Genomic DNA, 23,884 nt, shown 5'->3' with positions numbered 1-23,884 from the left:
GCCGAGGTTCGGGATGGGGGACTTCGCCGGGCTGGCCTGGCTGTTCGACGCGGGCGCGGCCCTGCTGCTCAATCGCCCTGACCCGGCGCTGCTGGAGGCCGCGGCGGTCGTCCTGCCGGAGCTTCCCGCGCAGCAGGGAGCGACCCTGGCTGTGGGTGAAGTTGCGGCCGAGGCTGTGGCCGAGGCGGTTGCCCTGTCAGTTGAGGACTGGAGCGACCTGTTCTTCTCGCCCCGCTCCGGGCGCTACCTGCCGCCCCTGGAGTCCGTCTTTCGGGAGGGCCGCCTGAGCGGGGAGGCCGCCTGGAACGCCCGGCAGGCCTACGAGGCCGCCGGGTTCGAACCCGCCCAGCTGGACATGGACCCGCTCTGGCGGGCCATCCCCCACCCCGACCACCTTGGCTTCGAGCTGGCCTTCGTCAGCGCCCTGCTGCGCTGCGCCGATGAAGATGCGGCGGGCGCGGCAGCCCTGCATGCCACGGCCCGGGCCTTCCACGCCGAACGCATCGCCCCCTGGGCCGGGGCCTACGGGCTCAAGCTGGCCGAGGCGGCCCGCTCCCCCCTGTACAAGGCCGCCGGAGCCTTGCTTCAGGAGCTGGCCGCGCCGCTGGCGGCCCGTTGAAGAACCTCGCTGGCGATTCGCCGCATAAGCCCTCGCACCCGCCAGCCACGCTCCGGCCTCGACCTTTTCCCGCCCTTGCCAGCGGGTCTTTGAACAGGCGCGCTATCGGCTCCCGAAGCGAGCGGCTACACCGCGTCGGCCACGCCGTTCCTGAGCACGCCCACGCCCTCCACCTCCACCTCGCAGACGTCCCCCGGTGCCATGAACACCTTGGGGTCGCGCGCGAAGCCGATGCCCGCCGGGGTTCCGGTGACGATCACGTCGCCCGGCTCCAGGGTGGCCACCTCGCTGATGATCGACACCAGGGAGGCCACGTCGAACATCATGTCGTCGATGGAGGCCTTCTGCATCACCGTGCCGTTGAGCCGGGTCTGGATGCCCAGGCCCGCGCAGCCCGGCGGCAGCTCCTCCGGCGTGACCAGCCACGGTCCGAACGGGCCGGTGCCGTCGAAGTTCTTGCCCACGGTCCACTGCGGGGTGCGGAACTGGTAGTCCCTGATTGAGGCGTCGTTGAACAACGAATACCCGGCCACGTGCTCCAGGGCCTGGTCCTTGGGGATGGCGTGTCCCTTGCGGCCGATGACCACGGCCAGCTCGCCCTCGTAGTCCAGCTGGGTGGAGACGGCCGGGCGCACGATAGGCTCGCCGTGGCCCACCAGGGTGGTGGTGAAACGCAGGAACAAGGTGGGATAATCCGGCACGTCGTAGCCGGTCTCCTTGGAGTGGTCGCGGTAGTTGAGCCCCACGCAGACGATCTTGCCGGGCCGCCGCACCGGCGGCAGCCAGCGCACCCCGGCCATATCCACTTGCGGGGCATTTTCCAGCACCGCCCCCGCCGCCCGCAGGTCGGCCCCGGCGGCCAGCAGCTCCTCCAGGCTCCCGGGGTAGCTCCCGTCGCCCTCGAAGAGCGCCCGCATTTCCCCATCCTTGCACAGTGCCAGCCCCGTGCGGCCTTCCCGGCTGATCATGGCCAGACGCATGACGTATCCTCCTTGCGGCCCGCGCCGCATTCTGTTTTTGACATCATACTGTTTATAGCACTATACTGTTAAAAACAGTATGTGAGACTCCCATGGAAAAACGCAAGCAATACAGGCACCTCAACGCCTTCGTGCTCCTGGCCCTGGCCGAGGCCCCCAGCCACGGGGCCGCCGTGCACGACGCTCTGCTGCACAAGCTCCCGGTGTTCAAGGCCGACACCGGAGCCGTGTACCGCGCCCTGCAGAAGCTGGAGCGTGACGGCGAGATCGCCTCCGGCTGGGACACGGGCCAGTCCGGCCCGCCGCGCAAGATCTACCGCCTGACCCCGCTGGGCTGGGAGCGGCTGGACTTCTGGAAGAACGACATCGAGACGCGCATGCGCATCCTGTCGGTGTTCCTGGAGTCCCACGGCAGACTCGTGCCGCCGCCCGGCGACGGGGTGACGCCGTGAACGCCCGCGCCGAAAGCGCCGCGAAAGCGCCGCAGGCCGCGGCCCACAGCGCCCCTCCCGGCACCTGGCGGATCTTCCGGGCCTTCCTGCGCCTGGGGCTCACCGCCTTCGGCGGCCCGGCGATAATCGCCATTATCAGGGACATGGCCGTCACGCGCAACAACTGGCTTGCGGAGCGCACCTTCCGCGAGGGGCTCACCCTGTGCCAATCCTTGCCCGGCGCCACGGCCATGCAGATGGGGGCCTACGTTGGGCTCAAGGCTGGCGGGCTGCGCGGGGCCGTGGCCGCATACGTGGGGCTGGGGCTCCCGGCCTTCCTCATGATGCTCGGCCTGGCCGCCACCTACGGGGCCACGCGCTCGCTGGAGAGCTTCCAGGCCCTGTTCCAGGGGCTGCAGATCGTGGTCATGGCCATCCTGGCCGTGGCCTGCGCCGGGTTCGGGCGCGCACTGCTGGGCACGCCCCGGCACTGGCTGCTGGCCGGGCTGGCCTGCGCTCTGCTGGCTTACGGGGTGAACCCCTTCGGCATCATCGTGGCCTCGGCCCTGGCCGGGATGATCGTCTTCCGCAATTCTCCCGTGGCGGCCTCTCCTCAAGCCTGCGACACGCCCGCGCCCTCCCACGTCAAGCCCATGCTGGCCTATTGCGCGGCGCTGCTGGCCGGGCTCGGCCTGCTCTCCTTTCTGGACGGCAAGCTGTTCAGCCTCACGGAGCTGATGCTGCGCATCAACGTGGTGGCCTTCAACGGCGGGTTCTCCTCACTGCCGCTGATGCTGCACGAGATCGTGGACGTGCGCGGCTGGATGGACGCCAAGACCTTCATGGACGGCATCGCCCTGGGCCAGGTGACGCCGGGGCCCATCAGCATCACCTCCACCTTCCTGGGCTACATGCTGTTCGGGCTGCCAGGGGCGGTGGCGGCCACGGTGGCCATGTTCTCGCCCTCCTTCGTGCTGCTGATGCTGGCCGACCCCTATCACGAGCGGCTCAAGGCCTCGGTGCGCTTCCAGCGGGCCAGCATGGGGGTCAACTGCTGCTTCGTGGGGCTTCTGGCCTACACGGCGGGCATGTTCGCCCTGGCCACGCACTGGAGCCCGGTCCACGTTCTGCTGGGCGCGGCCGCCGTGGCGGCCCTGGCCCTGAAGGTGGACATGCTCGTGGTGGTGATCGGCGGGGGGATCGCGGCGCTGCTGCTGTTCTAGGCGGAGACGGGTGGGGGGCGCCTCCGGCGGCCAAGGGGACTTCGTCCCCTTGGAACCCCTAATCGTTTATTGAAAATATTGTGTTTATAGCCTTCCGGGCGGCCCTGCCGGGAGGCAACACGGTCCACGGCGTCGATGCGGAAAATCGCTCCCGCCGGACGATGCGCAGCTATGTGGAAGTCGGGAAGGGCGAAGCCCCTTTCGCGGGAGTGGTCCGGGGAGGGCGGCGCCCTCCCCGTTCTTCGTCAATCGCCTAGTTGTTGGTGCCGCAGCCGGAGTACCAGCTCTTGCAGCTGGCCTGGCAGGACTCCACGTCGTAGCGGGACTTGTTCAGCGGGTTGCTGGTGCAGCCGCTCAGGCACTTCTGGTACTGCTGCTGGCAGTATTCGGGCGTCTCCTTCCCGTTGGCCCCTTTGATGGGCCCCTTGCCGTCCATCACGGGCGGGGGCGTCACCGGGCGCAGGGTGCCGTCGTCCTCGGTAAGCTTGAGCTTGGCGGCGCAGACCATGTTGCAGTCCGGGCATTCGTAGTTGCAGGTGACGCTCGGGTCGCCCGAGGTATCCCTGGTGGTGCAGACCACCGTGCCGTCGGGCCGCACGCACTGGTAGACCTTGCCGTTCTGGGCCTGGGCGACGCCCGCCACGCCGGCCAGCAACACGAGCAGGAGAAGTATTCTCATCGAATTGACTCCTTGGGATGGATTAAAGGCCGATGCGCCCTCTGTAGCGCGCCCCAGCCGTCATCGCAAGCGGATGCGGAAAATTTCAGGACTCTGCGGGGGAATCCGGCTGGGCGACCTTGAGCTCGCGCAGGGCGGCCAACAGTGATTCGCCCTCCAAGGGCTTTATCAGGTAGGCGTCCGCGCCGCAGGCGTAGAGCGCGTCGATGCGGGTGTCGGGCTCGTCCACGGCGGAGAGCATGATGATCTTGGGGCGTTCTTCCAGGGGCAGGCGCAGCTTGTTGAACAGGCCCACGATTTCGCGCACGGTGGTCAGCCCGTCCAGGCCGGGCATCTTCACGTCCATGAGGATCAGGTCGTAGGGCTTGCCCTTGTCCAGGGCGGTGCGGACGCATTCCAGGGCGTCCAGGCCGGAACTGGCGATGCGCACCTTGCCCAGGGGCATGAGCAACTGGGTCAGGTGGAACTGGGTGACCTCGTCGTCGTCCACGGCGAGAATGTGCAGCATGGCGGCGTCCGGTATTGGTTTACGCGATACCTGTCATTTTTCCACACAGCGCGCAATGAAAAAACCGGCGCGGAATCTAACTAGAAGGCCAACCCCCGCAACAGCTCCATGGACGCGTGGTCGGTAAAGTCGAAACGCAGGGGGGTGAGGGTGATGTAGCCCTCCGTCAGAAGAGCCCTGTCCTTCTCCGGGGAGACTTTGTCCTTCGGGATCACGCCCGTGAGCCAGTAGTACTTCCTGCCGCGCGGGTCCTCGCGCTCTTCGTACCAGTCGTGGTAGGCGGCGCGCGTCTGCGGGCAGACCTTGAGGCCCTTGACGCGCTCCATGGGCAGGTGCGGAAAGTTCAGGTTGAGCACGCAGTTGCGGGGCAGCGCGGCCCAGTCCACCCTGGCGGCGAGCGCGGCGGCGTAGTCGGCCTGCCCGGCCAGGTCGCGGGGGTCGAAGTTGTCGTAGGAGACGGCCAGGGCCGGGAAGCCCATGAGCGCGCCCTCGGTGGCGGCGGAGACCGTGCCCGAATAGAGGATGTCCACGCCCACGTTGGCCCCGGCGTTGATGCCGGAGACGACGAGGTCCGGCACGGAGTCCATGAGCGTGGTCAGCCCGAGCTTCACGCAGTCCGCCGGGGTGCCGGAGACGCCCTGCCCATAGAAGCCGGCCTCGTCGAATATCTTCACGCGCAGCGGGGCCGCCAGGGTGACCGCATGCCCCACGGCGCTCATCTCGGTCACGGGGGCCACCACATGCACCTCGTGCCCGGCGCGCTTGAAGGCGTGGTACAGGGAGCGCAGGCCCGTGGCCTGGATGCCGTCGTCGTTGGTGAGCAGGATCTTCATGGATTCGGAGCCTTCGGGCGGTTCGCAGGGCGGCACTTGCCCCGCCTCTTGAAATCTGTAACTCTTTGCGCCGCTTGAATCCACATTAGATGACACCCGAGGGGCTGGCAAGCCGTGAGCGAAAAACGCATCTTCGTCCGTGACCTGGCGGTGGGCGCCCAGGTGAACGAGTGTTTCCTGCTGGCCCAGGCCTCCAAGGGGCAGGCCCGCAACGGCCCGTTCTGGACCCTCAAGCTCCAGGACGCCACCGGCACCATCGAGGCCAAGCTCTGGTCGCCAGCGGCCGGGGCCTTCGAGGAAATTTCCGCCGGGCAGTTCGTGCTGGCCTCCGGCGTGGTCAACACCTTCCGGGACCAGCCCCAGCTCAACCTTGACGGCCTGGAGCTGCTCGGCCCATCCCCCGAAGGGGTGGACCACGGCCTGTTCCTGCCCCAGAGCGCCGAGAAGCCCGAATGCCTGCTCGCCGCGCTGGAGGAGCTTTTGGCCGCCAACATCGGCCACGCCCCCTGGCGGCGCTTCTGCCGCAAGGTGCTGGGCGACCCGGAAATCCGCGAGAAGCTCCTGGCCGCGCCCGGGGCCAAGGCCATGCACCACGCCTACCGGGGCGGCCTGCTGGAGCACACGCTCAGCGTCTGCCGGGTGGCCCTCTCGCTCTGCCAGCTCTATCCCGCCCTGGACCGCGACACCCTGCTGGCCTCGGCCGCCTTCCACGACCTGGGAAAGGCCTGGGAGCTCACCGCCGGGCTCACCCGCGACTATACCGACGAGGGCCAGATGCTCGGGCACATCATGCTGGGCATGTCCGTGCTGGAGCCCTTCCTGCGCAAGGCCAAGGACCTGGAGCCCGGCCTGGTGCTGCACTTCCGGCACATGCTGGTCAGCCACCACGGAGAACTGGAGTACGGCTCCCCGCGCGCGCCCATGACGCCCGAGGCCATGATCCTGCACTTCGCGGACAACATCGACGCCAAGGTGCAGCAGTTCAGCCAGGTGGTGGAGGACCCCGAGAAGACCGGCGTGGTGGGCTACGTGCGCGGGCTGGACCGCTACGTGTTCAACCCCGTGCGCGTGCGTCCCGAGACCCCGCCCGCCAAAAAGCCCCAGGAAAAAGGACCGGCCCAGTGTTCGTTACTTTCGAAGGCGTAGAAGGCTCGGGCAAGTCCACCCAGATCGGGCTCACCCGGCAGTGGCTCACGTCGCTCGGCCGCGAGGTCCTGGTGACGCGCCAGCCCGGGGGCTGCGCCCTGGGCCTGGAGCTGCGCCGCATCCTGCTGGACGCCCGCAACACCCACCTGGACAGCACCGCGGAGCTGTTCATGTACCTGGCCGACCGCGCCCAGCACGTGGCCGAGGTGATCCGCCCGGCCCTGGACGCCGGGCGCGACGTGCTCTGCGACCGCTACCACGACTCCACCGTGGCCTATCAGGGCTTCGGGCGCGGCCTGGACGTGGAGCGCCTGCTGGCGCTTGGGCAGTTGGCCACGGGCGGGTTGGCCCCGCAGGCCACCATCCTGCTGGACCTGCCCCCCGAAACCGGGCTGACCCGGGCCAGGGGCCGCAACCATGCCGCAGGGGCGAGCCAGAGCGAGGGCCGCTTCGAGGCCCTGGAGCTGGACTTCCACCAGCGGGTGCGCGAGGGGTTTCTGGAGCTGGCCCGGCGCGAGCCCTGGCGCTTCGCAGTGGTGGACGCGGCCGGGAGCCCGGAAGACGTGTTCGCCAGGGTCCGCGCGGCGCTCGAAGCGCATCTGCCCTGAAGAATTAAAAAACTCTTTCCTCGCATGGGCCTTTCAGGCTAGGTACTGCCTACCATCCCTACCCGGAGGAATCCACGATGCGCAAAATACTGCTCCTTATCGCCATGGCTCTGCTGGCCGCCCAAGCCGTCCTGCCCGGGACCGGCGCGGCCCAGACCCCCTTCGACATCAGCAAGAAGAGCCAGCTGGCCGAGATCGTGGCCAAGGGCAAGCTCGTCGTGGGCATGGAGCTCAAGTTCTGGCCCTTCGAATACACCGACGAAAAGGGCCAGCCCGTGGGCCTCGACGTGGACGTGGCCCGCCAGATCGCCAAGGACATGGGCGTGGAGCTCGAAATCAAGGACATGGAGTGGACCGGGCTCATCCCCGCGCTGCAGTCCGGCAAGATCGACCTCATCATCTCCGGCATCACCGGGACGCTGGAGCGCGCCAAGTCCATCACCTTCACGGACGCCTACTTCACCACCGGCCTGTGCGCCCTGCTCTCCAGCAAGCGCGCGGGCGACCTGACCAAGGCCGACCAGCTCAACGCCACCGGCCGCGTCATCGCCGTGAAGACCGGCACCACGGCCGACACCGTGGCCACCGCCCGCTTCCCCAAGGCCCAGATCAACCGCTACAAGGATGAAACCGCCTGCGTGCAGGAGGTGGTCAACGGCCGCGCCGACGCCTTCTTCTACGACCAGATCTCCGTGGCCAAGCATGCCCGCCAGAACCCTGAGAGCACCAAGGCCCTGCTCACGCCCTTCACCTACGAGCCGTACTGCATCGCCATGCGCAAGGGCGACTTCGACCTCTGGAACTGGCTGCAGATGTTCATCAGCGTGAACAAGGCCAACGGCCGCATGGAAGAAATCCGCAAAGCCCACCTGGGCGAGCTGTTCTAACAAAGCCTCACGCGCCCCGGCCGGCCGCCTGACCGCCCGGCCGGGGCCTTCCGCGCCATGACCCGCGATCTTGCAGCCATCCGCCCCTTGTACGTCCGCCTGATCCTTGTCGCCGTATTCACGGCGGCGCTGGCCGGGCTGCTCTCCACCATCGACTACTCCTGGAACTGGGGCGTGGTCTGGCAGTACCGCTCCGTGTACTGGCAGGGCTTCGTGAACACGGTGGCCGTCTCCTGCGGGGCCATCGTGCTGGGGCTGGCCATAGGGCTTCTGGGCGGGCTGGCCCGCGTGTCGGAGAACATCTGGCTGCGCGAGCTGGCCACCATCTACGTCTGGGTTTTCCGGGGCACCCCCCTGCTCACCCAGATCTACATCTTCTACTTCTGCCTGGCAGTGGTCATCCACGTGGACAGCCCCTTCCTGACGGGCATGGCCACCCTGGCCTTCTTCGCCGGGGCCTACATCACGGAGATGGTGCGCGCGGGCATCGAGTCCATCGGCCAGGGCCAGTGGGAGGCCGCGCGCTCCTCGGGGCTGAGCCACGGCCAGACCCTGCGCCACGTGATCTTCCCCCAGGCCATGCGCCGCATCATCGCCCCCGTGACCGGCCAGTTCGTGTCGCTCATCAAGGATTCGTCCCTGCTCTCGGTCATCGCCGTGCGGGAACTGACCAAGGGCGCGGAGATGGTCAACGCGGCCACCTACAAAACCTTCGAGGCCTACCTGCCCCTGGCCGCGTTCTACCTGCTGCTGACCTACCCCCTGAGCATCTTGACCTACCACCTGGAAAGACGGATAACCTACCAGTCCGCTCCACGAAAAGCATCGGCGGACAAACAGAAAGGAGCGGCCACATGAGCAAGGACGTAAAGGTTTTCGCCTTATCCACATGCATCCACTGCAAGCATTGCAAGGAATTCCTCGACGAGCGCGGCCAGGAGTACGAGTGCGTCTACGTGGACAAGCTCACCGGCGACGAGCGCAAGCAGGTCATCGACGAGATAAAGAAGGTCAACCCCTCCCTCTCCTTCCCCACCGTCATCGTGAACGGCAAGGTCATCGTCGGGTTTGACAAGGCCGAGATCGTCCAGGCCCTGGAGGAATGAATGGACGCCAAACAGCTCTTCAACATGCTCGGGCCCATCCAGGCCAAGAAAGGCTACCAGTTCAACCCGGACGCCTCCATGACCATGGACCTGATGGAGATGCTCCTGGTCAACAAGGAGCGCTACGGGCACATGGCCTGCCCCTGCCGCCTGGCCAGCGGCAACTACGAGATGGACAGGGACATCATCTGCCCCTGCGCCTACAGGGAGCCGGACGTGGCCGAGTACGGGTCCTGCTTCTGCGGGCTCTATGTCGACCAGCGCTGGATCGACGGCTCCATCCCCCACAAGGTGGTGCCGGAGCGCCGCCCGCCCGAGAAGGTGCTGGCCGGGCTCGGCCTGGAATGATCCCCCGCCCCCGGTACAGGCCTCCCGTCAGGCGGGAGGCGGCGCCGGGGTGGGGAAATACCGCATTCGGGGCGGAGAAGGCGGACCGCCTCGCTGAAACCATATTTATACAACCCTGCCGGTACGGTTTTTATTGACTCCCATGCGGACTTTGTTACGTTTTTAATAATCGCAATCGAGCAAAACCGGAACGGTTGGCATCCATGAAGCAGATCAGGCTGGTCATAGCCGAAGACATGGAGATAGTTCGCAAGGGTCTCAAGGCTCTGATCACTTCAAGCCCCGGTTTCGAGGTGGTCGGCGAGGCTGTCGACGGCCATGCGGCCGTGCAGCAGGCCCAGGCCGCCAACCCCGACGTCGTCCTCATGGACCTCTCCCTGCCGCGCATGGACGGGGTCGAAGCCATCACCGAGATCAAGCGCCGCTTCCCGCGCATGCGCATCCTGGCCCTGACCGCCCACGGCAAGGAATCCTATTTGACCACCGCCGTGCAGGCCGGGGTGGACGGCTACATGCTCAAGAACAGCCCCAGCGAGGAGCTGTTCGCGGCCATCAAGGCGGTCTCCCAGGGGCAGACCTACTTCTCGCGGGAGGTATCCTCCATGCTGGCCCAGGTCTGCCGCATGGGGAACAAGAACAACGCCCCGCTGGAGCGCCTCTCCAAACGGGAGCGGCAGGTGCTCAAGCTGGCGGCCAAGGGCATGACCAACAAGGACGTGGCCGACGCCATCTTCGTCAGCGTAAAGACCGTGGAAAAACACAAGACCAACCTGAAGAAGAAGCTCGGGCTGCGCAGCTCGCTGGAACTGGCCGCGTTCTGCGTGGAGAACGGGCTCACCGACGACGACGAATAAATCCCCGCGCCTGTCCCGGGGGAAACAGCCTCCGGCGGCCAAAGGACGAAGTCCTGCCTTCGGCCCTCAGTACTCCCCTTCCGCTTCGCATCCTTTCCCGCATGTTCCGGCTGGCTCGCGCGCTGCCCCAGAGGAAGATTCTCCCAGGAACTTGCTTCCGCCGTTCAGAAGTGTCAGCGAGCCTTGTCAGATTTCAGCACACGCCGCCTGGGAGTCCAGAGGGCGCAGCCCTTTGGCCGCCGGAGGCGCTCAATCCGATTACTCCAGCGATCCCAAAAGTGCCTCGAACGCCGCCAACTCGGCCCCGGCGTCCTCCCCGCGCAGCAGCGACTCCTCCGCCCGTTTGGCGGCCTCGGCCAGCTCCCGCAGTTGGAAGAACTGGCAGGGCCCCTTGAGCGAGTGCGCGGCCTCGCGCGCGGCCTCCCGCTCACCGGCGGCCACGGCTGCCCGCACCTGGGCCAGGGTCCGGCGGGAGGACGCCGCGAATTCCGGCAGCAGCGGCCGCAGCGGCTCGGGAACTGCCCCTGTGTCCACGCTCATCGCTTTGCCAGCCCGTACTTCTTGAGCTTGTATTGCAGGGTGCGCCTGCTGATGCCCAGGGCTTCTGCGGTGCGCTCCCGGTGGCCCTCGTTGGCCTCCAGCGCGCCCAGCAGGATGGCCCTCTCGGCCTCCTCGAAGCTGGCCGGGGCCTGCGCGCCTCCCGAAGGCGAAACCGTTTGCGATGAGATGGGGGGCGGCGCGATGCCGGGCCGGGGGGCGGCCGGTGCGGCGTGGGCCTGCGCGGCCTCCAGCAGGTGCGGGGGCAGGGTCTCGGGGGTGAGCATGTCGGAGCGGGTGAGGATCAGGGCGCGCTCCAGCACGTTCTCCAGCTCGCGCACGTTGCCCGGCCAGGCGTAGCGGCCCAGCAGATCCAGAAAGGCCGGGCTCACGCTGCGCACACTCTTGCGGTTGCGCTCGCCCAGCTTGGCCAGCAGGTGGGCCACCAGCTCGGGCAGATCCTCCAGGCGCTCGCGCAGGGGCGGGATGGAGATCTCCAGCACGGCCAGCCGGAAATAGAGGTCTTCACGGAAGGCACCCTTGGCCACCTCGGCGCGCAGGTCGCGGTTGGTGGCCGCCAGGATGCGCACGTCCGTGGGCACGGGCCGCACCGAGCCCAGAGGCTCCACCACGCGTTCCTGCAGGGCGCGCAGCAGCTTGGCCTGCACCGCCAGGGGCAGCTCGCCCACTTCGTCCAGGAAGATGGTGCCGCCGTGGGCCAGTTGGAAGCGGCCGGGCTTGTCCTTCACTGCCCCGGTGAACGCGCCCTTGGCGTAACCGAACAGCTCGCTCTCCAGCAGTTCGTCGGGCAGGGCCGCGCAGTTGACCTTGATGAGCGCGTTGTCGCGGCGCGGGCTCTGGGAGTGGATCAGCTCCGCCACCAGCTCCTTGCCGGTGCCGGATTCGCCCAGGATGAGCACCGTGGCCTCGGCGGGGCCGACCTGCCCGGCCAGCTCGCGCAGGTTGCGCATGCCCCGGCTGGAGCCGATGAGGCGCGCGGCCGCGTCCTTCTCGCCCACCTTGCGCCGCAGCTCGGTGTTCTCGCCCAGAAGGCGGCCGTACTCGTGGGCGCGCTCCAGCACGGCGCGCAGCTCCTCGTTGTCGGCGGGTTTGGTGAGATAGTCGTAGGCCCCGCGCTTCATGGCCTCCACGGCGGAGCCCACCGTGCCGTAGGCCGTGAGCATCACCACAGGCAGGCCCGGCGCGCAGGAGCCGATGGCCGCCAGGGCCTCCATGCCGTCCATGCCGGGCATGCGCATGTCCAGGAGGACCACGCCTGGGCGCTCCGTGGATGCTGCGCCGGCGCCGCCGGAGCCGCAGAGCAGCTCCAGGCCCTTCTCGGCGGAGGGGGCCTCCAGCACGCGCCAGCCCGCGTCCTCCATCACGGCCCGCACCATGAGGCGGTGGCCGGGTTCGTCGTCGATCACGAGGAGTGTTTTCATTTCGGGGAGGTGTTGAGGGTCAGCATGGGAGGCCTCCGGCGGCCAAAGGGCCGAGGCCCTTTGGAATCCCATAGTATTGCCGCGGGTTCACCGCGAATATCCAGTGCGGACAGGATCACCCGTTGCCCGGCGGCGCTGCGGAACGGAAGAACATGGTCACGCGGGTGCCGCGCCCGGGGTCCGACTCGATCTCCAGCTCGCCGCCGTGGTGGCGCACGATGCTCTGCACGATGGCCAGCCCCAGGCCGGAGCCGTCGCGCCGGGTGGTGAAGAAGGGCTCCAGGGCGCGGGCCCGCTCCTCCTCGCTCATGCCGTGGCCGTTGTCCTCAACGGAGACGGCCGTGCCGCCAGGGCGTGCCCGGCTGCGCACGGTCACGCTTCCGCCTCCGGCGGGCAGCGCGGCCAGCGCGTTGAGCACAAGGTTGATGAGGGCCTGCTTGAGCGCGTCGGGGTCCGCCAGGGCCTCGGGGGCCTCCAGGGCCGTGGCGAAGGTCGCGCTGCGGCGCTCAAGGTCGAAGCGCAGCAGGGATTCCAGCTCCCCGCACAGGGCGGCCAGCTCCACGGGCGCGGGCTCCATGGGCCGGGGCTTGGCCAGATAGAGCAGGTCCGTGACCACGCGCCCCAGGCGGTCGGCCTCCTGAACCATGGTCCTGGCGTAGGACTCCTCGGGCTCGCGGCCCTTGAGCTTGGAGGCGAACAACTGGGCGAACCCGCGCAGGGCCGAGAGCGGATTGCGGATCTCGTGGGCCACGCCCGCGGCCAGGCGGCCCACCGTGGCCAGTTGGCGGCTCTGCTCCAGGTCGTTCTCCAGGGAGCGCAGGTGGGTGCGGTCGCGAAGGATGACCAGGGTCTCGCCGTCCAGGGAGCGGCTGAGAATTTCCAGATGCCGCCCATCAAGGTCCTGCTGCCGCCATTCGCCCGCGGGCGCGCAGCCCTCGCCGGGCTCGCGCAGGCAGGCCGCCACTGGCAGGGAGTCGAAGCTGCGCCCGGCCAGGTCCTCCCCGAGGATGTTCTTGGCCGCCGGGTTGGCGGCGGTGACCATGCCCGAGGCGTCCACGGCCATGATGCCCTCGGGGATGGAGTCCAGCAGCTTGGAGTGGAAGCTCTCCAGGCGCACCAGCCTGCGCCCCTGGGTGCGCCTGCGCATGTAGGCCACCAGCAGCAGCCAGACCAGGGCCGCCGCGCCCAGCACGAAGCCGGTCTGGGCCACGGCCTGGCTGCGGAACTGCCGGTACTGCTGGTAGTGCTCGTCCAGGCTCATGCCAACCAGGAAATACACCGGGGACTGGCGACCCGGGCTCATGCCCTGGCCGGGGACCCTGCCGGGACCTTGACCTGGGCCGGGGCCTTGGCCGGAGCCTTGGCCGGAGCCGCGCCCGCCCGGGCAGAACTGGGCCATGCCCGGCCGCATGACGCTGGCATAGCCCAGCATGGTGGTGCCACCGGCGAAGGGCAGGCTGCCGAACCACTCGCCGGTGACGGCCAGGTCCTCCAGGGCCATGGGGTCCAGGGGGGGCTGGCCGTGCCCGTCCGACGCATCCGGCTGGGAAGAGAGCAGCAGCTGCCCCTGCGAGTCGTACACGCCCAGAAACAGCACGTCCCCCGAGGCCGTGACCTCATGGAAGGCCTCCTGCAGGCGTTGGCGGGCCTCCTCGGGCTGCATGCGCCCCAGCATGGGCATCACGCGGGTGAGGTTGGCCTCCACCCCGTGCAGGATGGCCCGCGCCGCGAAGAGCACGTGCTGGTCGATGAGCCTGCGCTGCTCCACCAGGTTGCGCCAGGTGAGCGCCGAGAGCGCCGCCCCCAGGATGACCAGGGCCAGGGCGGCCAGGGCCAGGAGGCTTACGGGCGAACGCTGGGAGGAGACGTCCACGGCCTTATTTCACCACCAGGTCCATCACCTGCTCGGGGGTGAGGTTGTTCTCGATGGCCAGCTCGCGGAAGGTCATGTCCGAGAAGGCCACGATGCCCCTGGCCTTGAGCCTGGCCTGGGCCTGCAGTGTGTCGATGCCGTTCTCGCGGCAGAAGGCGGCCAGGGTCATGCGCTCCAGGCCTTCGGGCACGGGGATGTTGCCCGGGGCCTGGGCCGCGGGCTGCTCGTGGCCCGGCTGCGCCACGCCCTGAGCGGGGCCGGGAGCCGGGGCAGGCGCCGGGGTTGCGGCAGGAGCCTGTGCCGGAGCGGGAGCAGGAGCCTGTGCCGGAGCGTGCTCGGCAGCCTTGGGCGGCACGCCGCGCAGGGCGTCGTAGACCTCAATGGGCAGCATCAGGTTGGTCTGGGCGATCTGGCGCAGGGTCATCTCCGGGGAGGCCTTGATGCCAGCCTTGGTGAGCTTCTCCACGGCGGCGGAAAGGTTCAGCCCGTACTGCTCGCACACGTCGGAGAGCTTGAGCCTGCCGAGACCCGGCGGGGGGTCGGCGGGCAATTGCGGGGCGGGGGGCGGCGTCTTGACCTCGGCGGTCTGCACCGGCGGGGGCGTGGGGGCCTTGGGCTCCCTGCCGCCGCGCAGGGTCTCGTACACGGCTGCCGGGGCCAGGCCGTTCTGGCGGGCGATCTCCTGCAGGGTGGCGTCCGGGGAGGAGAGCTTCACGTTGTGCAGGGCCAGGTTGGTCAGGGCCTTGGCCGGGTCCAGGCTGAGGCGCTTGGCCAGGTCCGTGGGCGTCATGGAGGCGGCCCCGGCGATGGGGGGCTCGCCGAAGCTCTTGGCGTGCCAGGCTTTCAGAGAGGCCGAAAGGTTCACCAGCGTGCCCCCCGGGGGCAGCATCAGCACGCTGGCCAGCACCACCACGAAGAAGGTCATCAGGGCCAAAACCCAGGAGGGGGCCGCGCTGCGCTCCTCTTCCTCCAGGGCCATCATCCTGCGGCCTCCGGCCAGCAGGCTGCCCAGCCCGCCCAGCACGGCCAGCAGGCCCATGGCGTAGTGCAGGGCCTCCCAGCGGGGGCGGGAAAGCCCCAGGAAGGTCCACTGCGACCAGAGGGCCACCTCGTTGGAGGGGCCGGCGAACAGAGCCAGGGACGAGGCGCACAGCCCCGCCAGGGAAAAGGCGAAAAGCAACCAGAAGAGACGGCGTATCATGAAGTTTGCTCCCTGCGATCAGGGCGGGCACCGGCCCGCCGCAAGCTCACAGATCTACACCCCGCCGCCGTCCTATGCAATCCGCCCCTCAAGGAGGAACCCCGCCGGTGGGGGCGGGGTTCCCTTGGTGAGGGCGCGCCCATGCGCGCAGTGGAGGCGGAGGACTAGTTGGTCTTGGGCTGGGTTTCAGGAGTCTCGGAAGTCTGGCAGCAGGGGGGCAGGTTGCCGCCCTTGGCAGCGCCCCTGCCGGGGCCGTAGCCCGCGCCGGGTCCGCCCATGGGGCAACCGCCGGGGCCGTAGCCGCCGCCGGGGCCGTAACCGTAGCCGTAGCCGCCGGGGCAGTCGCCGCGGCCGGAGCCGGGGCCGTCGGCCATGGGCAGGCTCACGCCGGTCTCCTTGAAGATGCGCTGCTGCAGGGCCACGCGCTCCTGGTAGATCATGGAGCTCAGGTTGCCGATCTCCTTGGCCAGGGCCTCGATCTTGGAGCTTTCGGGCTTGGCCTGGGCCAGCAGGGCGTTGAGCTCGCCCTGCTTGTTCCACTTGCGGCTTTCGAGCTCGGCGATCTTCTGGCGGCCCTCGCGGTAGATCTTGGCCACCTGCTCCTGCTTGTCCTGCGGGATGTCCAGCGACATGCCCCGATAGGCCAGCGCCGGGGAGAAGGACGCCGCAGCCAGCAGGGCGGCCATCGCCAGTGAAAGGGTCGTGGTGCGGATGCTCATCGCGGGAGGCTCCTTGTCGTTGCGCGCCGCCCCGGGGGGAGCGGCGCCGTTTCGTCCGGCCGGGCCGGACCTGTGTTCAGGCCTGTTCGGGTCTTACGCTATTGCGCGGCCTGGGCCGGGGCCTGAGGCTGCGCCGGGGCGGAAGTGTTCCAGGAGACGCCGCGCATCATGCGCCCGTAGCCTCGACCCGCGCCGGGGCCGTAGCCGGGGCCATTGCCGGGGCCGTAGCCCTGGCCGTAGGCAGGACAGTTGGCCGGGCCATAGCCCGCGCCGCTCATGGGCCCCCCCGAGGACCATCCCGGGCAGCCGTTGCCGTAACCGTTGCCGTAGCCCCTGGCCATGGCTGTTTCGGCCAAAGGCGCCAGGGCCAGCGCCGCCAGGGCGATGAAGAGTGCCGTTGTGCGCATGGGAACCTCCCGATTGCGGCATCCGCCGCGTTTGCCATGGGCAAAGCAGCAACCGTGCCAACCAACTGATTCAATGATTCCGGCGAGTTCTCCATGCCGCTCCGGGCGCCTGCACAGACATGTGCAAACGCTTGCACATGCCCGTGCACATCCGCGCGGCTTGCCTGATGGCCGCGCCATTGACAGGAAGGGAGCTTTGGCCCAAGAGGAGTCACCTTTTACACGCTTCCATCGGACCATCCATGAAATCAGCGCTCATCATCGGCATCACCGGCCAGGACGGGGCCTATCTGGCCAGGCTCCTCCTGGAGAAGGGCTACGCCGTGGCCGGCACCTCCCGCGATGCGCAGATGGCCCGCACGGCCAACCTGCGCCTCCTGGGCGTGGCGGACAAGGTCACGTTGCATTCGGCCTCGCCGTCGGACTTCCGGGGGCTCTGGCAGGTGATCGAGAAGGCCCGGCCCGACGAGATCTACAACCTGGCCGGGCAGAGCTCGGTGGGGCTCTCCTTCGACCAGCCGCTGGAGACGTTCGAATCGGTGGCCGTGGCCACACTCAACATCCTGGAGCTGCTGCGCCTGCTGGGCCGCCCGGTGCGCTTCTACAACGCCTGCTCCTCGGAGTGCTTCGGGCACACCCCCGAGCCCGCCAACGAAGAGACCCCTTTCAAGCCCCGCAGCCCCTACGCCGTGGCCAAGGCCGCCACGTGCTGGGCCGTGGCCAACTACCGCGAGGCCTACGGGCTCTTCGCCTGCTCGGGCATCCTTTTCAACCACGAGTCCCCGCTTCGGCCCACGCGCTTCGTGACCAGCAAGATCGTCTCCACGGCCTGCCGCATCGCGGCCGGGTCCGGCGAGCGCCTGAGCCTGGGCAACACCGACGTCGTGCGGGACTGGGGCTGGGCCGCCGAATACGTGGACGCCATGTGGCGCATGCTCCAGCACCCGGAGCCGGAAGATTTCGTCATCGCCACGGGCCGCAGCCACTCCCTGATGGAGTTCACCGCCCAGGCCTTCGCGGCCGTGGGCCTGAACCACGCCGACCACGTGGACACCCGGCCCGAGCTGCTGCGCCCGGCCGACATTCCCGTCAGCAAGGGCGACCCGTCCAAGGCCCGGGAGCTGCTGGGCTGGGCCGCCAGCAAGGACATGCCCCTCGTCGTGAAAGAAATGGTGCGGGCCGAGCAAGAGCGCCTGCGCCTTCAGGAGAAGTGTTCATGAGCAACAAAGTCGCCCTCATCACCGGCATCACCGGCCAGGACGGGGCCTACCTCGCGGAGCTCCTGCTGGAGAAGGGCTACACGGTCCACGGCATCAAGCGCCGCTCCTCCCTCTTCAACACGAACCGCATCGACCACATCTACCAGGACCCGCACGTGGACAACCGCAGGTTCATCCTGCACTACGGCGACCTGACCGACTCCACCAACATCATCAACGTCATCCAGAAGGTGCAGCCGGACGAGGTGTACAACCTGGCGGCGCAGTCGCACGTGGCCGTCTCCTTCGAGACGCCGGAATACACGGCCAACTGCGACGCCCTGGGCACCCTGCGCGTGCTGGAGGCCATCCGCATCCTGGGCTTGGCCAAGAAGACCCGCGTGTACCAGGCCTCCACCTCGGAGCTCTACGGCCTCGTGCAGGAGACCCCCCAGACCGAGAAGACCCCCTTCTACCCGCGCAGCCCCTACGCAGTGGCCAAGCTCTACGGCTACTGGATCACGGTGAACTACCGCGAAGCCTACGGAATGTACGCCTGCAACGGCATCCTCTTCAACCACGAGTCCCCGCTGCGCGGCGAGACCTTCGTGACCCGCAAGATCACCCGGGCCATGGCGCGCATCAAGCTGGGCCTGCAGGACTGCCTCTTCCTGGGCAACCTGGACGCCAGGCGCGACTGGGGCCACGCCCGCGACTACGTGAAGATGATGTGGCTCATGCTCCAGCAGGACAAACCCGAGGATTTCGTGATCGCCACCGGCGTGCAGCACAGCGTGCGCCAGTTCGTGCAGGCCGCCGCCGAGGAGCTGGGAATCCCGGTCCGTTTCGAGGGCCAGGGCGTCGACGAGAAGGGCTACCACGCCGAAACCGGGCAGTGCATCGTGGCCGTGGACCCGCGCTATTTCCGTCCCACCGAGGTGGAGACCCTGCTGGGCGACCCGTCCAACGCCCGCGAGAAGCTGGGCTGGGAGCCGCGCATCACCTTCAAGCAGATGGTGGCCGAGATGATACAGGCCGACCTGCGCGACGCCGAGCGCGACAGCCTCTGCAAGACCCAGGGCTTCAGGACGTACGACTTCCACGAATAGTGTTCATGAAGAGAAATTAATGTTCGTGAAAAAGCCCCGAAACTCTGGTTTCGGGGCTTTTTTGTTGTCCTTACAGACGGATGGCCGGCCGCACCCGGCCCGTGCGGAATCGAAATTTTGCATTTTATTATGATTTGCCTCCCGGGGGCAACAAGATTATATTTTTTGCCACGCAGCAACCTCTGGAGCCAAGTATGAGCAGTATCGCGCGGAATCAGAGCCAGCCTTGTTCGCCCCTCCACCTCCCATTCCTCCTGCTGACGGGCATACTGGCGACTTCCCTTTTCGTGTTCGCGTCCGTTCCCGCACGGGCCTACACCCTGCCAGACACCGGTCTGACCCAGTGCTTCGACACCTCTGAATCCGCAATCCCCTGCCCCGCGCGCGGCATGCCTTTCTACGGGCAGGACGGCAACTTCCGCGGGGCACAGCCCAGATACCTGGATAACGGCAACGGCACCGCCAAGGATCAAATCACCGGCCTGACCTGGCAGACCGCCGGAGCCAGCGGCGTTGACGGCAGAACCTGGGACGAGGCCGTGACGGCCTGCCAGAACCTGAGCCTGGGAAGCGTGTCGGGATGGCGGCTGCCGACGGAGCAGGAATTGCTGAGCATCGTGAACTACGGCCCATACAACTGGGCCACCACCCTGCCTGGCCCCGATCCCGACGGCGCACCCTATTGGTCCTCGACCTCGATGGCCGGAGCAACCGGCGAAGCCTGGACCGTCGACTATTCCTCCGGCACTCCAGACCACAAAGCCAAAACCGACGCCTATAGCGTACGTTGCGTGTCCGGCACGGCCCTGCCCGGACCCAACCTGACCGACAAGGGCAACGGAACGGTCAGCGACGCTTCCACGGGCTTAGTCTGGGAAAAGGCGGCCAGCGCCAGCGCCTCGGACTGGGAGACCGCCCTGAATTATTGCTCCACCCGTACCACCGGCGGCTTCAAGGACTGGCGGCTGCCGAACCAGAGGGAATTGCTGAGTCTCGCGAATTTCAGCCTCACCAACCCGACTCTGAACCCCGTTTTTGACACTGCCACTCCGATATGGAGCAGCACGTCAGGCGGATACAGCCCCACGGCCTGGCGCGGGGATTTCACCCAAGGCTCACAGCCGATATGGAGTATTTCCAAGGTCGAATGGAAGACCGCAACGCTCTACTCCCGCTGCGTGCGCGGCGGCCTCCCCTTGCCCGGCGTACCCGGGGTGCTGGTGATCCTGTTGAACCAGTAGGATCCGCACGATTCGACGAAACAAGGCCGGCGCGCGCGAGCGTGCCGGCCTTTTTTGCGGCCTCCGCCCCGCCGTATCGCCTTATGGCCAGGTTGCGCCAAAGACGCGAAGGGTCGCGCTCCGACATTGCCGTCACTTCGGCGTTGCCGTGAGGGCAGCCCTGTTGCATTCTCCCTGCCCTGGCCTGCGGAGCGCAGTTGGAACCGCCAGCACGGCCCCACTGCGCCGGACCTGAAAGGAACCCCATCCATGCCGGATTGGCTGAGAGACACCCCCATCGCCCACCGGGGCCTGCACGACAACGTGAGCGTGGCCGAGAACTCGCTCACGGCTTTCGAGCGCTGCGCCGGGTCCGGCATACCCATTGAACTGGACGTGCGCCTGACCGGGGACGGCCGGGTGGTGGCCTTCCACGACAAGGGGCTCACGCGGGCCTGCGGGGTGGACGGGTTGTTGCGCGAGCGCCCCTACGCGGAGATTTCCGGCTACGGGCTGTTCGGCACGGGCGACACCATCCCCCTGTTCTCCGAGGTTCTCGAGCTTGTGGCCGGGCGCTCGCCCCTGCTGGTGGAGATCAAGGGCGACGGCCCTCCGGGACAACTGGAGGGGCGCGTGGCCGCCCTGCTGGACGGCTACGGCTGCCCGTTCGCGGTGCAGGCCTTCAACCCGCTCTCGGTGCTGTGGTTCAGGCGGCACAGGCCGAACTTCCTGCGCGGGCAGTTGGTCTACGATTATGCGGACAAATCCGCGAAGCACCCGCTCAGGAGCTTCGCCTACCGCAACATGCTGCTCAACGCAGTGACTCAGCCGCACTTCGCGGCCGTGGACATCACCATGCTCGCGGGCTGGCGGCTCAACTGGCTCATGAAGGTTCGGGAGAGGATGCCGGTGCTGGTCTGGACGGCTCGAAGCCGGGAGCGAAGGAAATTCTGCGCGGAGCATGGGTTCAATGCGATCTATGAGGAGGTTCGCCCCGAGGGCGGAGCGACTGGGGTGGAAGAAGGGGAGGATTGAGGCGGTAGCCTGTGCCCTCATACAGACTGGCAACCTGTCACGACGCATACCATCACTGGCTTGTACAATCTCAGAATTCAAGATTGGGCTAAACGAACTTCACTTCGACTTTTTTGCACTTGGTTTATTAATCGCACCCTCCTCAGATTTTGGAACATTGGCCACTGCCCCGAGCGTTGTATAATGTTTGAAAGGACTTTTACTTTTAATGCTGTTTAAAGCTGGACGCAGAACATGTTGCATATAGCGCTCAATTTCTTTTATATTCAAATTTATGTCGCAACACAAGACGGTCAACGAGAACTCTCGAGCACTTTTCAAAGCACACTGTACTGAGACACCGTTCACAGCCACGTATTTATTCATGAGAGTTCCAAACATATTATGTTCACATCTAATATCAAAATGCGACGGTATCCTTTCCACAAAACATCTTCCCGTACATTTTCCGACATAGATAACATTGTCATTGGAATCAAAAAACATATAGACGCCGTTAGTCGACAGTCCATCGAAATAAGCCAGGTCGAGAACAGTGATGCTTTGCAATCTCTTTTTCCCGCACGTCGAAATAAATCTCTTTAACCCTTCTTCATCTACTTCTTCTAGCTCTTTAAAATCATAATAAAAAACATCATTAGACATATTCCCTCCTCATCAATTCTGACAAGCACCGTTGGTTGAGGATTATATATGTCCACATCGAATGTCGAAGAAAAAAGCCGGAGCAGCTTTCGCCGCTCCGGCCCTTCATTCTTACGTCTAGTAACGCTCCGGGCATCAGCCCCGAACGCGCTACCCCGCCACCCTCTTGAGCCGCTTCAGCACCCGCTCCTTGCCCATGGCCTCCACCATCTCGAACAGGCCGGGGCTGGCGGTTCTGCCGGTGAGGGCCACGCGCAGGGGCTGGGCGACCAGCTTGAACTTCAGTTCCTTGGCATCCAGATACGCCTTCACTGCGGCCTCCAGGGGCTCCTGCTGGAAGTCGTCCGCCGCCTCGAAGATCCTGGCGATCTCGGCCAGGTGGGGCTTGGTCTCCTCCGTGAGGAACTTGGCGGCTGCGGCTTCGTCCAGGGCGGGCTCGTCGGCCACGAACATCTCGGCCTGGTCGGCCATCTCCACCATGGTGCGGGAGCGCGGCTGCAACAGCGGGATGAACGCCTTCAAATATCCGGCATCCAGCCCCGCATGGCCCCTCTCGCCCAGGATCGCGGCCAGCAGCCCGGCCAGGCGGTCCAGGTCGGCCTCCTTGATGTAGTGCTGGTTGAGCCAGAGCAGCTTCTCGTTGTCGAACACCGAGGCGGACTTGCCCAGGCTGCCGATGGAGAAGTGCTGCAACAGCTCCTCGCGGCTGAAGATCTCCTGATCCCCGAAGGACCAGCCCAGGCGCACCAGGCAGTTGAGCATGGCCTCTGGCAGGATGCCCTGGGCCTCGTATTCGTAGACGGCGGTGGCGCCGTGACGCTTGGAGAGCTTCTTCTTGTCCGGCCCCAGGATCATGGGCACGTGCCCGAACTTGGGCAGGGGGAAGCCCAGGGCGTTGTAGATCATGATCTGCTTGGGGGTGTTGTTGATGTGGTCGTCGCCCCGGATCACGTGGGTGATGCCCATGGTGGCGTCGTCCACCACCACGGCCAGGTTGTAGGTGGGCGTGTTGTCGGAGCGGCGCAGGATCATGTCGTCCAGCTCGGCGTTGTCGAAGGCCACGGGGCCGTGCACCAGGTCGTCCATGATGGTGGTGCCCGCCAGGGGGGCCTTGAGGCGCACCACGCGCCCGGGGCCGGGCCCCAGGCCGCGCTCGCGGCAGCGGCCGTCGTACTTGGGCTTGGTGCCGCCCGCGCGGGCGGCCTCGCGCATGGCCTCCACCTCTTCGGGCGTGCAGGAGCACCAGTAGGCCGTGCCGTTCTCGATCATGGAGTCGATGAACTTGTTGTAAATGTCGAAGCGCTGGGTCTGGTAGATGGGCTCGTCGTCCCAATCCAGGCCGAGCCACTTCATGGAGGCCAGGATGCCCTCGGTGTAGGCGGCCTGGGAGCGGACGGTGTCGGTGTCCTCGATGCGCAGCACGAACCGGCCGCCAGCCTGGCGGGCCAGAAGCCAACTGAAAATGGCCGTGCGAGCGCCGCCGATGTGCAACTGGCCGGTGGGGCTGGGGGCGAAACGGGTGACGATGCTCATGGAGCCTCCAGATCGGGCGCGATGCGGGGAAAAGCCCAGCGCAAAGGCCCGTGATTGCCAAAATTTGGGTGGCTGGCTGGTAAGCCTTTCAGTGGGCGGATGTCAACGAAGGGAGCGGGCGGCAATAAGGCCGCCAGGCTCAGGAGGCGGGAGGGGCCGGGGCCTGACCCGGCATGAGCGCCATGGAGTTGATCGTGAAGAGCCTGTATCTCCAGCCGTCGTCACGCTTTACGAGCACGATCTGGATGGTCGCGGGGCCTGTCTCGAACTCAACCTTGGCCCTGTATTTTGCAGTAACGACCTTCCCGCTCCCGAGCATGAAGGAAACATTGGAGTCCCCCGTCACGTCCACGATCCGCCCGAATTGGCCAAGCCGCTTGAACCAGCTCAAGATCTTGGCCAGTTCCTCGGGAGAGGCGGCTTTCAGGAGCTCTGGGCTGGAGTGTTTCTTGAAGGTCTCCAGATCAAATGCGGAACAGAGCACCGGCACGGTCTCCATGACGTAGGCCTTGCTCTCCTGGTCCAGCCCCGGCCCCACCACTGCCATGTAGACGAAGAACGCGCCAACCAACACGATCGCCGCCAGGAACAACCCACCCAGGATCATCAACGCCTTTTTCATCGGAAAGCTCCTTCACGCGGCGATGGTTTGCAATCCAGCGGTGCGGCACGAACCGCACCTCCGGCAACTCGAAGAGCGGCAATTCCTTGCGCGCATCAATATCGCACCTGGGGCCGCCGC

Annotated in this window: 27 protein-coding genes; 14 read left to right on the top strand and 13 right to left on the bottom strand. The window is 66.8% G+C overall.

Going from position 1 to position 23,884, the window contains the following annotated elements; translation table 11 throughout:
• Window positions 1–13 precede the first annotated feature (13 nt).
• On the top strand, window positions 14–619 hold the full coding sequence (locus MLE27_RS06480) for a molecular chaperone TorD family protein (protein ID WP_243311241.1): 606 nt from the start codon (window positions 14–16) through the stop codon (window positions 617–619).
• Window positions 620–744: 125 nt separating this feature from the next.
• Here the strand turns inward: MLE27_RS06480 and MLE27_RS06475 are convergent, their stop codons facing one another.
• Complete coding sequence (locus MLE27_RS06475; protein WP_243311240.1) at window positions 745–1,599, bottom strand: fumarylacetoacetate hydrolase family protein; 855 nt, start codon at window positions 1,597–1,599, stop codon at window positions 745–747.
• Between the two features lie 92 nt (window positions 1,600–1,691).
• Between MLE27_RS06475 and MLE27_RS06470 the strand changes: the two genes are divergently transcribed.
• Both MLE27_RS06470 and chrA read left to right on the top strand, forming a co-directional pair.
• The gene (locus MLE27_RS06470) at window positions 1,692–2,051 is read left to right on the top strand and encodes a PadR family transcriptional regulator (RefSeq protein WP_243311239.1); all 360 of its coding nucleotides are present in this window, start codon (window positions 1,692–1,694) and stop codon (window positions 2,049–2,051) included.
• Window positions 2,048–3,253: a chromate efflux transporter gene (gene chrA / locus MLE27_RS06465; RefSeq protein WP_243311238.1), complete on the top strand. Its 1,206-nt coding sequence runs from the start codon at window positions 2,048–2,050 to the stop codon at window positions 3,251–3,253. The genes MLE27_RS06470 and chrA overlap by 4 nt, the downstream gene beginning before the upstream one ends.
• Window positions 3,254–3,506: 253 nt before the next feature.
• On the opposite strand, the gene MLE27_RS06460 is transcribed toward chrA, so the two are convergent.
• The 3 genes from MLE27_RS06460 to surE all read right to left on the bottom strand — a co-directional run bounded on the left by MLE27_RS06460 (window position 3,507) and on the right by surE (window position 5,273).
• The gene (locus MLE27_RS06460; protein WP_243311237.1) at window positions 3,507–3,932 is read right to left on the bottom strand and encodes a hypothetical protein; all 426 of its coding nucleotides are present in this window, start codon (window positions 3,930–3,932) and stop codon (window positions 3,507–3,509) included.
• Window positions 3,933–4,017: 85 nt separating this feature from the next.
• Entirely contained in the window at window positions 4,018–4,440 is a 423-nt protein-coding gene (locus tag MLE27_RS06455) for a response regulator (RefSeq protein WP_243311236.1), read from the bottom strand.
• Between the two features lie 80 nt (window positions 4,441–4,520).
• A complete protein-coding gene (gene surE, locus MLE27_RS06450) occupies window positions 4,521–5,273 on the bottom strand; it encodes a 5'/3'-nucleotidase SurE (protein ID WP_243311314.1) in 753 nt (250 codons plus the stop codon).
• A 114-nt stretch (window positions 5,274–5,387) separates the two neighbouring features.
• Between surE and MLE27_RS06445 the strand changes: the two genes are divergently transcribed.
• The 7 genes from MLE27_RS06445 to MLE27_RS06415 all read left to right on the top strand — a co-directional run bounded on the left by MLE27_RS06445 (window position 5,388) and on the right by MLE27_RS06415 (window position 10,222).
• A complete protein-coding gene (locus MLE27_RS06445; RefSeq protein ID WP_243311235.1) occupies window positions 5,388–6,419 on the top strand; it encodes a 3'-5' exoribonuclease YhaM family protein in 1,032 nt (343 codons plus the stop codon).
• A complete protein-coding gene (gene tmk / locus MLE27_RS06440) occupies window positions 6,395–7,027 on the top strand; it encodes a dTMP kinase (protein ID WP_243311234.1) in 633 nt (210 codons plus the stop codon). Before MLE27_RS06445 ends, tmk begins: the two co-directional genes overlap by 25 nt.
• 77 nt (window positions 7,028–7,104) lie before the next feature.
• Window positions 7,105–7,914 (top strand): transporter substrate-binding domain-containing protein, encoded by an 810-nt coding sequence (locus MLE27_RS06435; protein ID WP_243311233.1) that lies wholly within the window; start codon window positions 7,105–7,107, stop codon window positions 7,912–7,914.
• Window positions 7,915–7,971: 57 nt separating this feature from the next.
• Entirely contained in the window at window positions 7,972–8,772 is an 801-nt protein-coding gene (locus MLE27_RS06430; RefSeq protein WP_243311232.1) for an amino acid ABC transporter permease, read from the top strand.
• On the top strand, window positions 8,769–9,020 hold the full coding sequence (locus tag MLE27_RS06425) for a glutaredoxin family protein (RefSeq protein WP_243311231.1): 252 nt from the start codon (window positions 8,769–8,771) through the stop codon (window positions 9,018–9,020). Before MLE27_RS06430 ends, MLE27_RS06425 begins: the two co-directional genes overlap by 4 nt.
• Window positions 9,021–9,368, top strand: a complete 348-nt coding sequence (locus MLE27_RS06420; protein WP_243311230.1) for a ferredoxin-thioredoxin reductase catalytic domain-containing protein — start codon at window positions 9,021–9,023, stop codon at window positions 9,366–9,368.
• A gap of 203 nt (window positions 9,369–9,571) precedes the next feature.
• Window positions 9,572–10,222 carry a response regulator gene (locus MLE27_RS06415; RefSeq protein ID WP_243311229.1) on the top strand — a complete coding sequence of 217 codons (651 nt, stop codon included), beginning with the start codon at window positions 9,572–9,574 and terminating at the stop codon, window positions 10,220–10,222.
• 258 nt (window positions 10,223–10,480) lie between these two features.
• Here the strand turns inward: MLE27_RS06415 and MLE27_RS06410 are convergent, their stop codons facing one another.
• The 6 genes from MLE27_RS06410 to MLE27_RS17915 form a co-directional block, all read right to left on the bottom strand.
• Window positions 10,481–10,762, bottom strand: a complete 282-nt coding sequence (locus MLE27_RS06410) for an Hpt domain-containing protein (RefSeq protein ID WP_243311228.1) — start codon at window positions 10,760–10,762, stop codon at window positions 10,481–10,483.
• Window positions 10,759–12,201, bottom strand: coding sequence for a sigma-54-dependent transcriptional regulator (locus MLE27_RS06405; RefSeq protein WP_243311227.1), 1,443 nt, complete (start codon window positions 12,199–12,201; stop codon window positions 10,759–10,761). The genes MLE27_RS06410 and MLE27_RS06405 overlap by 4 nt, the downstream gene beginning before the upstream one ends.
• 115 nt (window positions 12,202–12,316) lie before the next feature.
• Entirely contained in the window at window positions 12,317–14,074 is a 1,758-nt protein-coding gene (locus MLE27_RS18125) for a two-component system sensor histidine kinase NtrB (protein ID WP_243311226.1), read from the bottom strand.
• Between the two features lie 4 nt (window positions 14,075–14,078).
• Window positions 14,079–15,275: a hypothetical protein gene (locus MLE27_RS06395; RefSeq protein ID WP_243311225.1), complete on the bottom strand. Its 1,197-nt coding sequence runs from the start codon at window positions 15,273–15,275 to the stop codon at window positions 14,079–14,081.
• Between the two features lie 164 nt (window positions 15,276–15,439).
• Window positions 15,440–15,994 carry a periplasmic heavy metal sensor gene (locus MLE27_RS06390; RefSeq protein WP_243311224.1) on the bottom strand — a complete coding sequence of 185 codons (555 nt, stop codon included), beginning with the start codon at window positions 15,992–15,994 and terminating at the stop codon, window positions 15,440–15,442.
• 98 nt (window positions 15,995–16,092) lie between these two features.
• A complete protein-coding gene (locus tag MLE27_RS17915; RefSeq protein WP_279355708.1) occupies window positions 16,093–16,401 on the bottom strand; it encodes a hypothetical protein in 309 nt (102 codons plus the stop codon).
• Window positions 16,402–16,643: 242 nt separating this feature from the next.
• Between MLE27_RS17915 and MLE27_RS06380 the strand changes: the two genes are divergently transcribed.
• The 4 genes from MLE27_RS06380 to MLE27_RS06365 all read left to right on the top strand — a co-directional run bounded on the left by MLE27_RS06380 (window position 16,644) and on the right by MLE27_RS06365 (window position 20,964).
• The gene (locus MLE27_RS06380) at window positions 16,644–17,621 is read left to right on the top strand and encodes a GDP-mannose 4,6-dehydratase (RefSeq protein WP_243311223.1); all 978 of its coding nucleotides are present in this window, start codon (window positions 16,644–16,646) and stop codon (window positions 17,619–17,621) included.
• Window positions 17,618–18,709: a GDP-mannose 4,6-dehydratase gene (gene gmd, locus MLE27_RS06375; RefSeq protein WP_243311222.1), complete on the top strand. Its 1,092-nt coding sequence runs from the start codon at window positions 17,618–17,620 to the stop codon at window positions 18,707–18,709. The genes MLE27_RS06380 and gmd overlap by 4 nt, the downstream gene beginning before the upstream one ends.
• Before the next feature lie 194 nt (window positions 18,710–18,903).
• Window positions 18,904–19,950: an Lcl C-terminal domain-containing protein gene (locus tag MLE27_RS06370; protein ID WP_243311221.1), complete on the top strand. Its 1,047-nt coding sequence runs from the start codon at window positions 18,904–18,906 to the stop codon at window positions 19,948–19,950.
• Window positions 19,951–20,199: 249 nt separating this feature from the next.
• Window positions 20,200–20,964 carry a glycerophosphodiester phosphodiesterase family protein gene (locus MLE27_RS06365; RefSeq protein ID WP_243311220.1) on the top strand — a complete coding sequence of 255 codons (765 nt, stop codon included), beginning with the start codon at window positions 20,200–20,202 and terminating at the stop codon, window positions 20,962–20,964.
• Between the two features lie 99 nt (window positions 20,965–21,063).
• Here MLE27_RS06365 and MLE27_RS06360 read toward each other — a convergent pair whose 3' ends face one another.
• The 3 genes from MLE27_RS06360 to MLE27_RS06350 form a co-directional block, all read right to left on the bottom strand.
• A complete protein-coding gene (locus MLE27_RS06360) occupies window positions 21,064–21,609 on the bottom strand; it encodes a GIY-YIG nuclease family protein (RefSeq protein WP_243311219.1) in 546 nt (181 codons plus the stop codon).
• 150 nt (window positions 21,610–21,759) lie between these two features.
• Window positions 21,760–23,142, bottom strand: coding sequence for a glutamate--tRNA ligase (gene gltX / locus MLE27_RS06355; RefSeq protein WP_243311218.1), 1,383 nt, complete (start codon window positions 23,140–23,142; stop codon window positions 21,760–21,762).
• Window positions 23,143–23,281: 139 nt separating this feature from the next.
• The gene (locus MLE27_RS06350; protein WP_243311217.1) at window positions 23,282–23,764 is read right to left on the bottom strand and encodes a hypothetical protein; all 483 of its coding nucleotides are present in this window, start codon (window positions 23,762–23,764) and stop codon (window positions 23,282–23,284) included.
• Between the last annotated feature and the right edge of the window lie 120 nt (window positions 23,765–23,884).

The organism is Fundidesulfovibrio agrisoli (assembly GCF_022808715.1).
Lineage (GTDB): Bacteria > Desulfobacterota > Desulfovibrionia > Desulfovibrionales > Desulfovibrionaceae > Fundidesulfovibrio > Fundidesulfovibrio agrisoli.
This window is presented reverse-complemented; position numbering and strand designations above follow the sequence as displayed.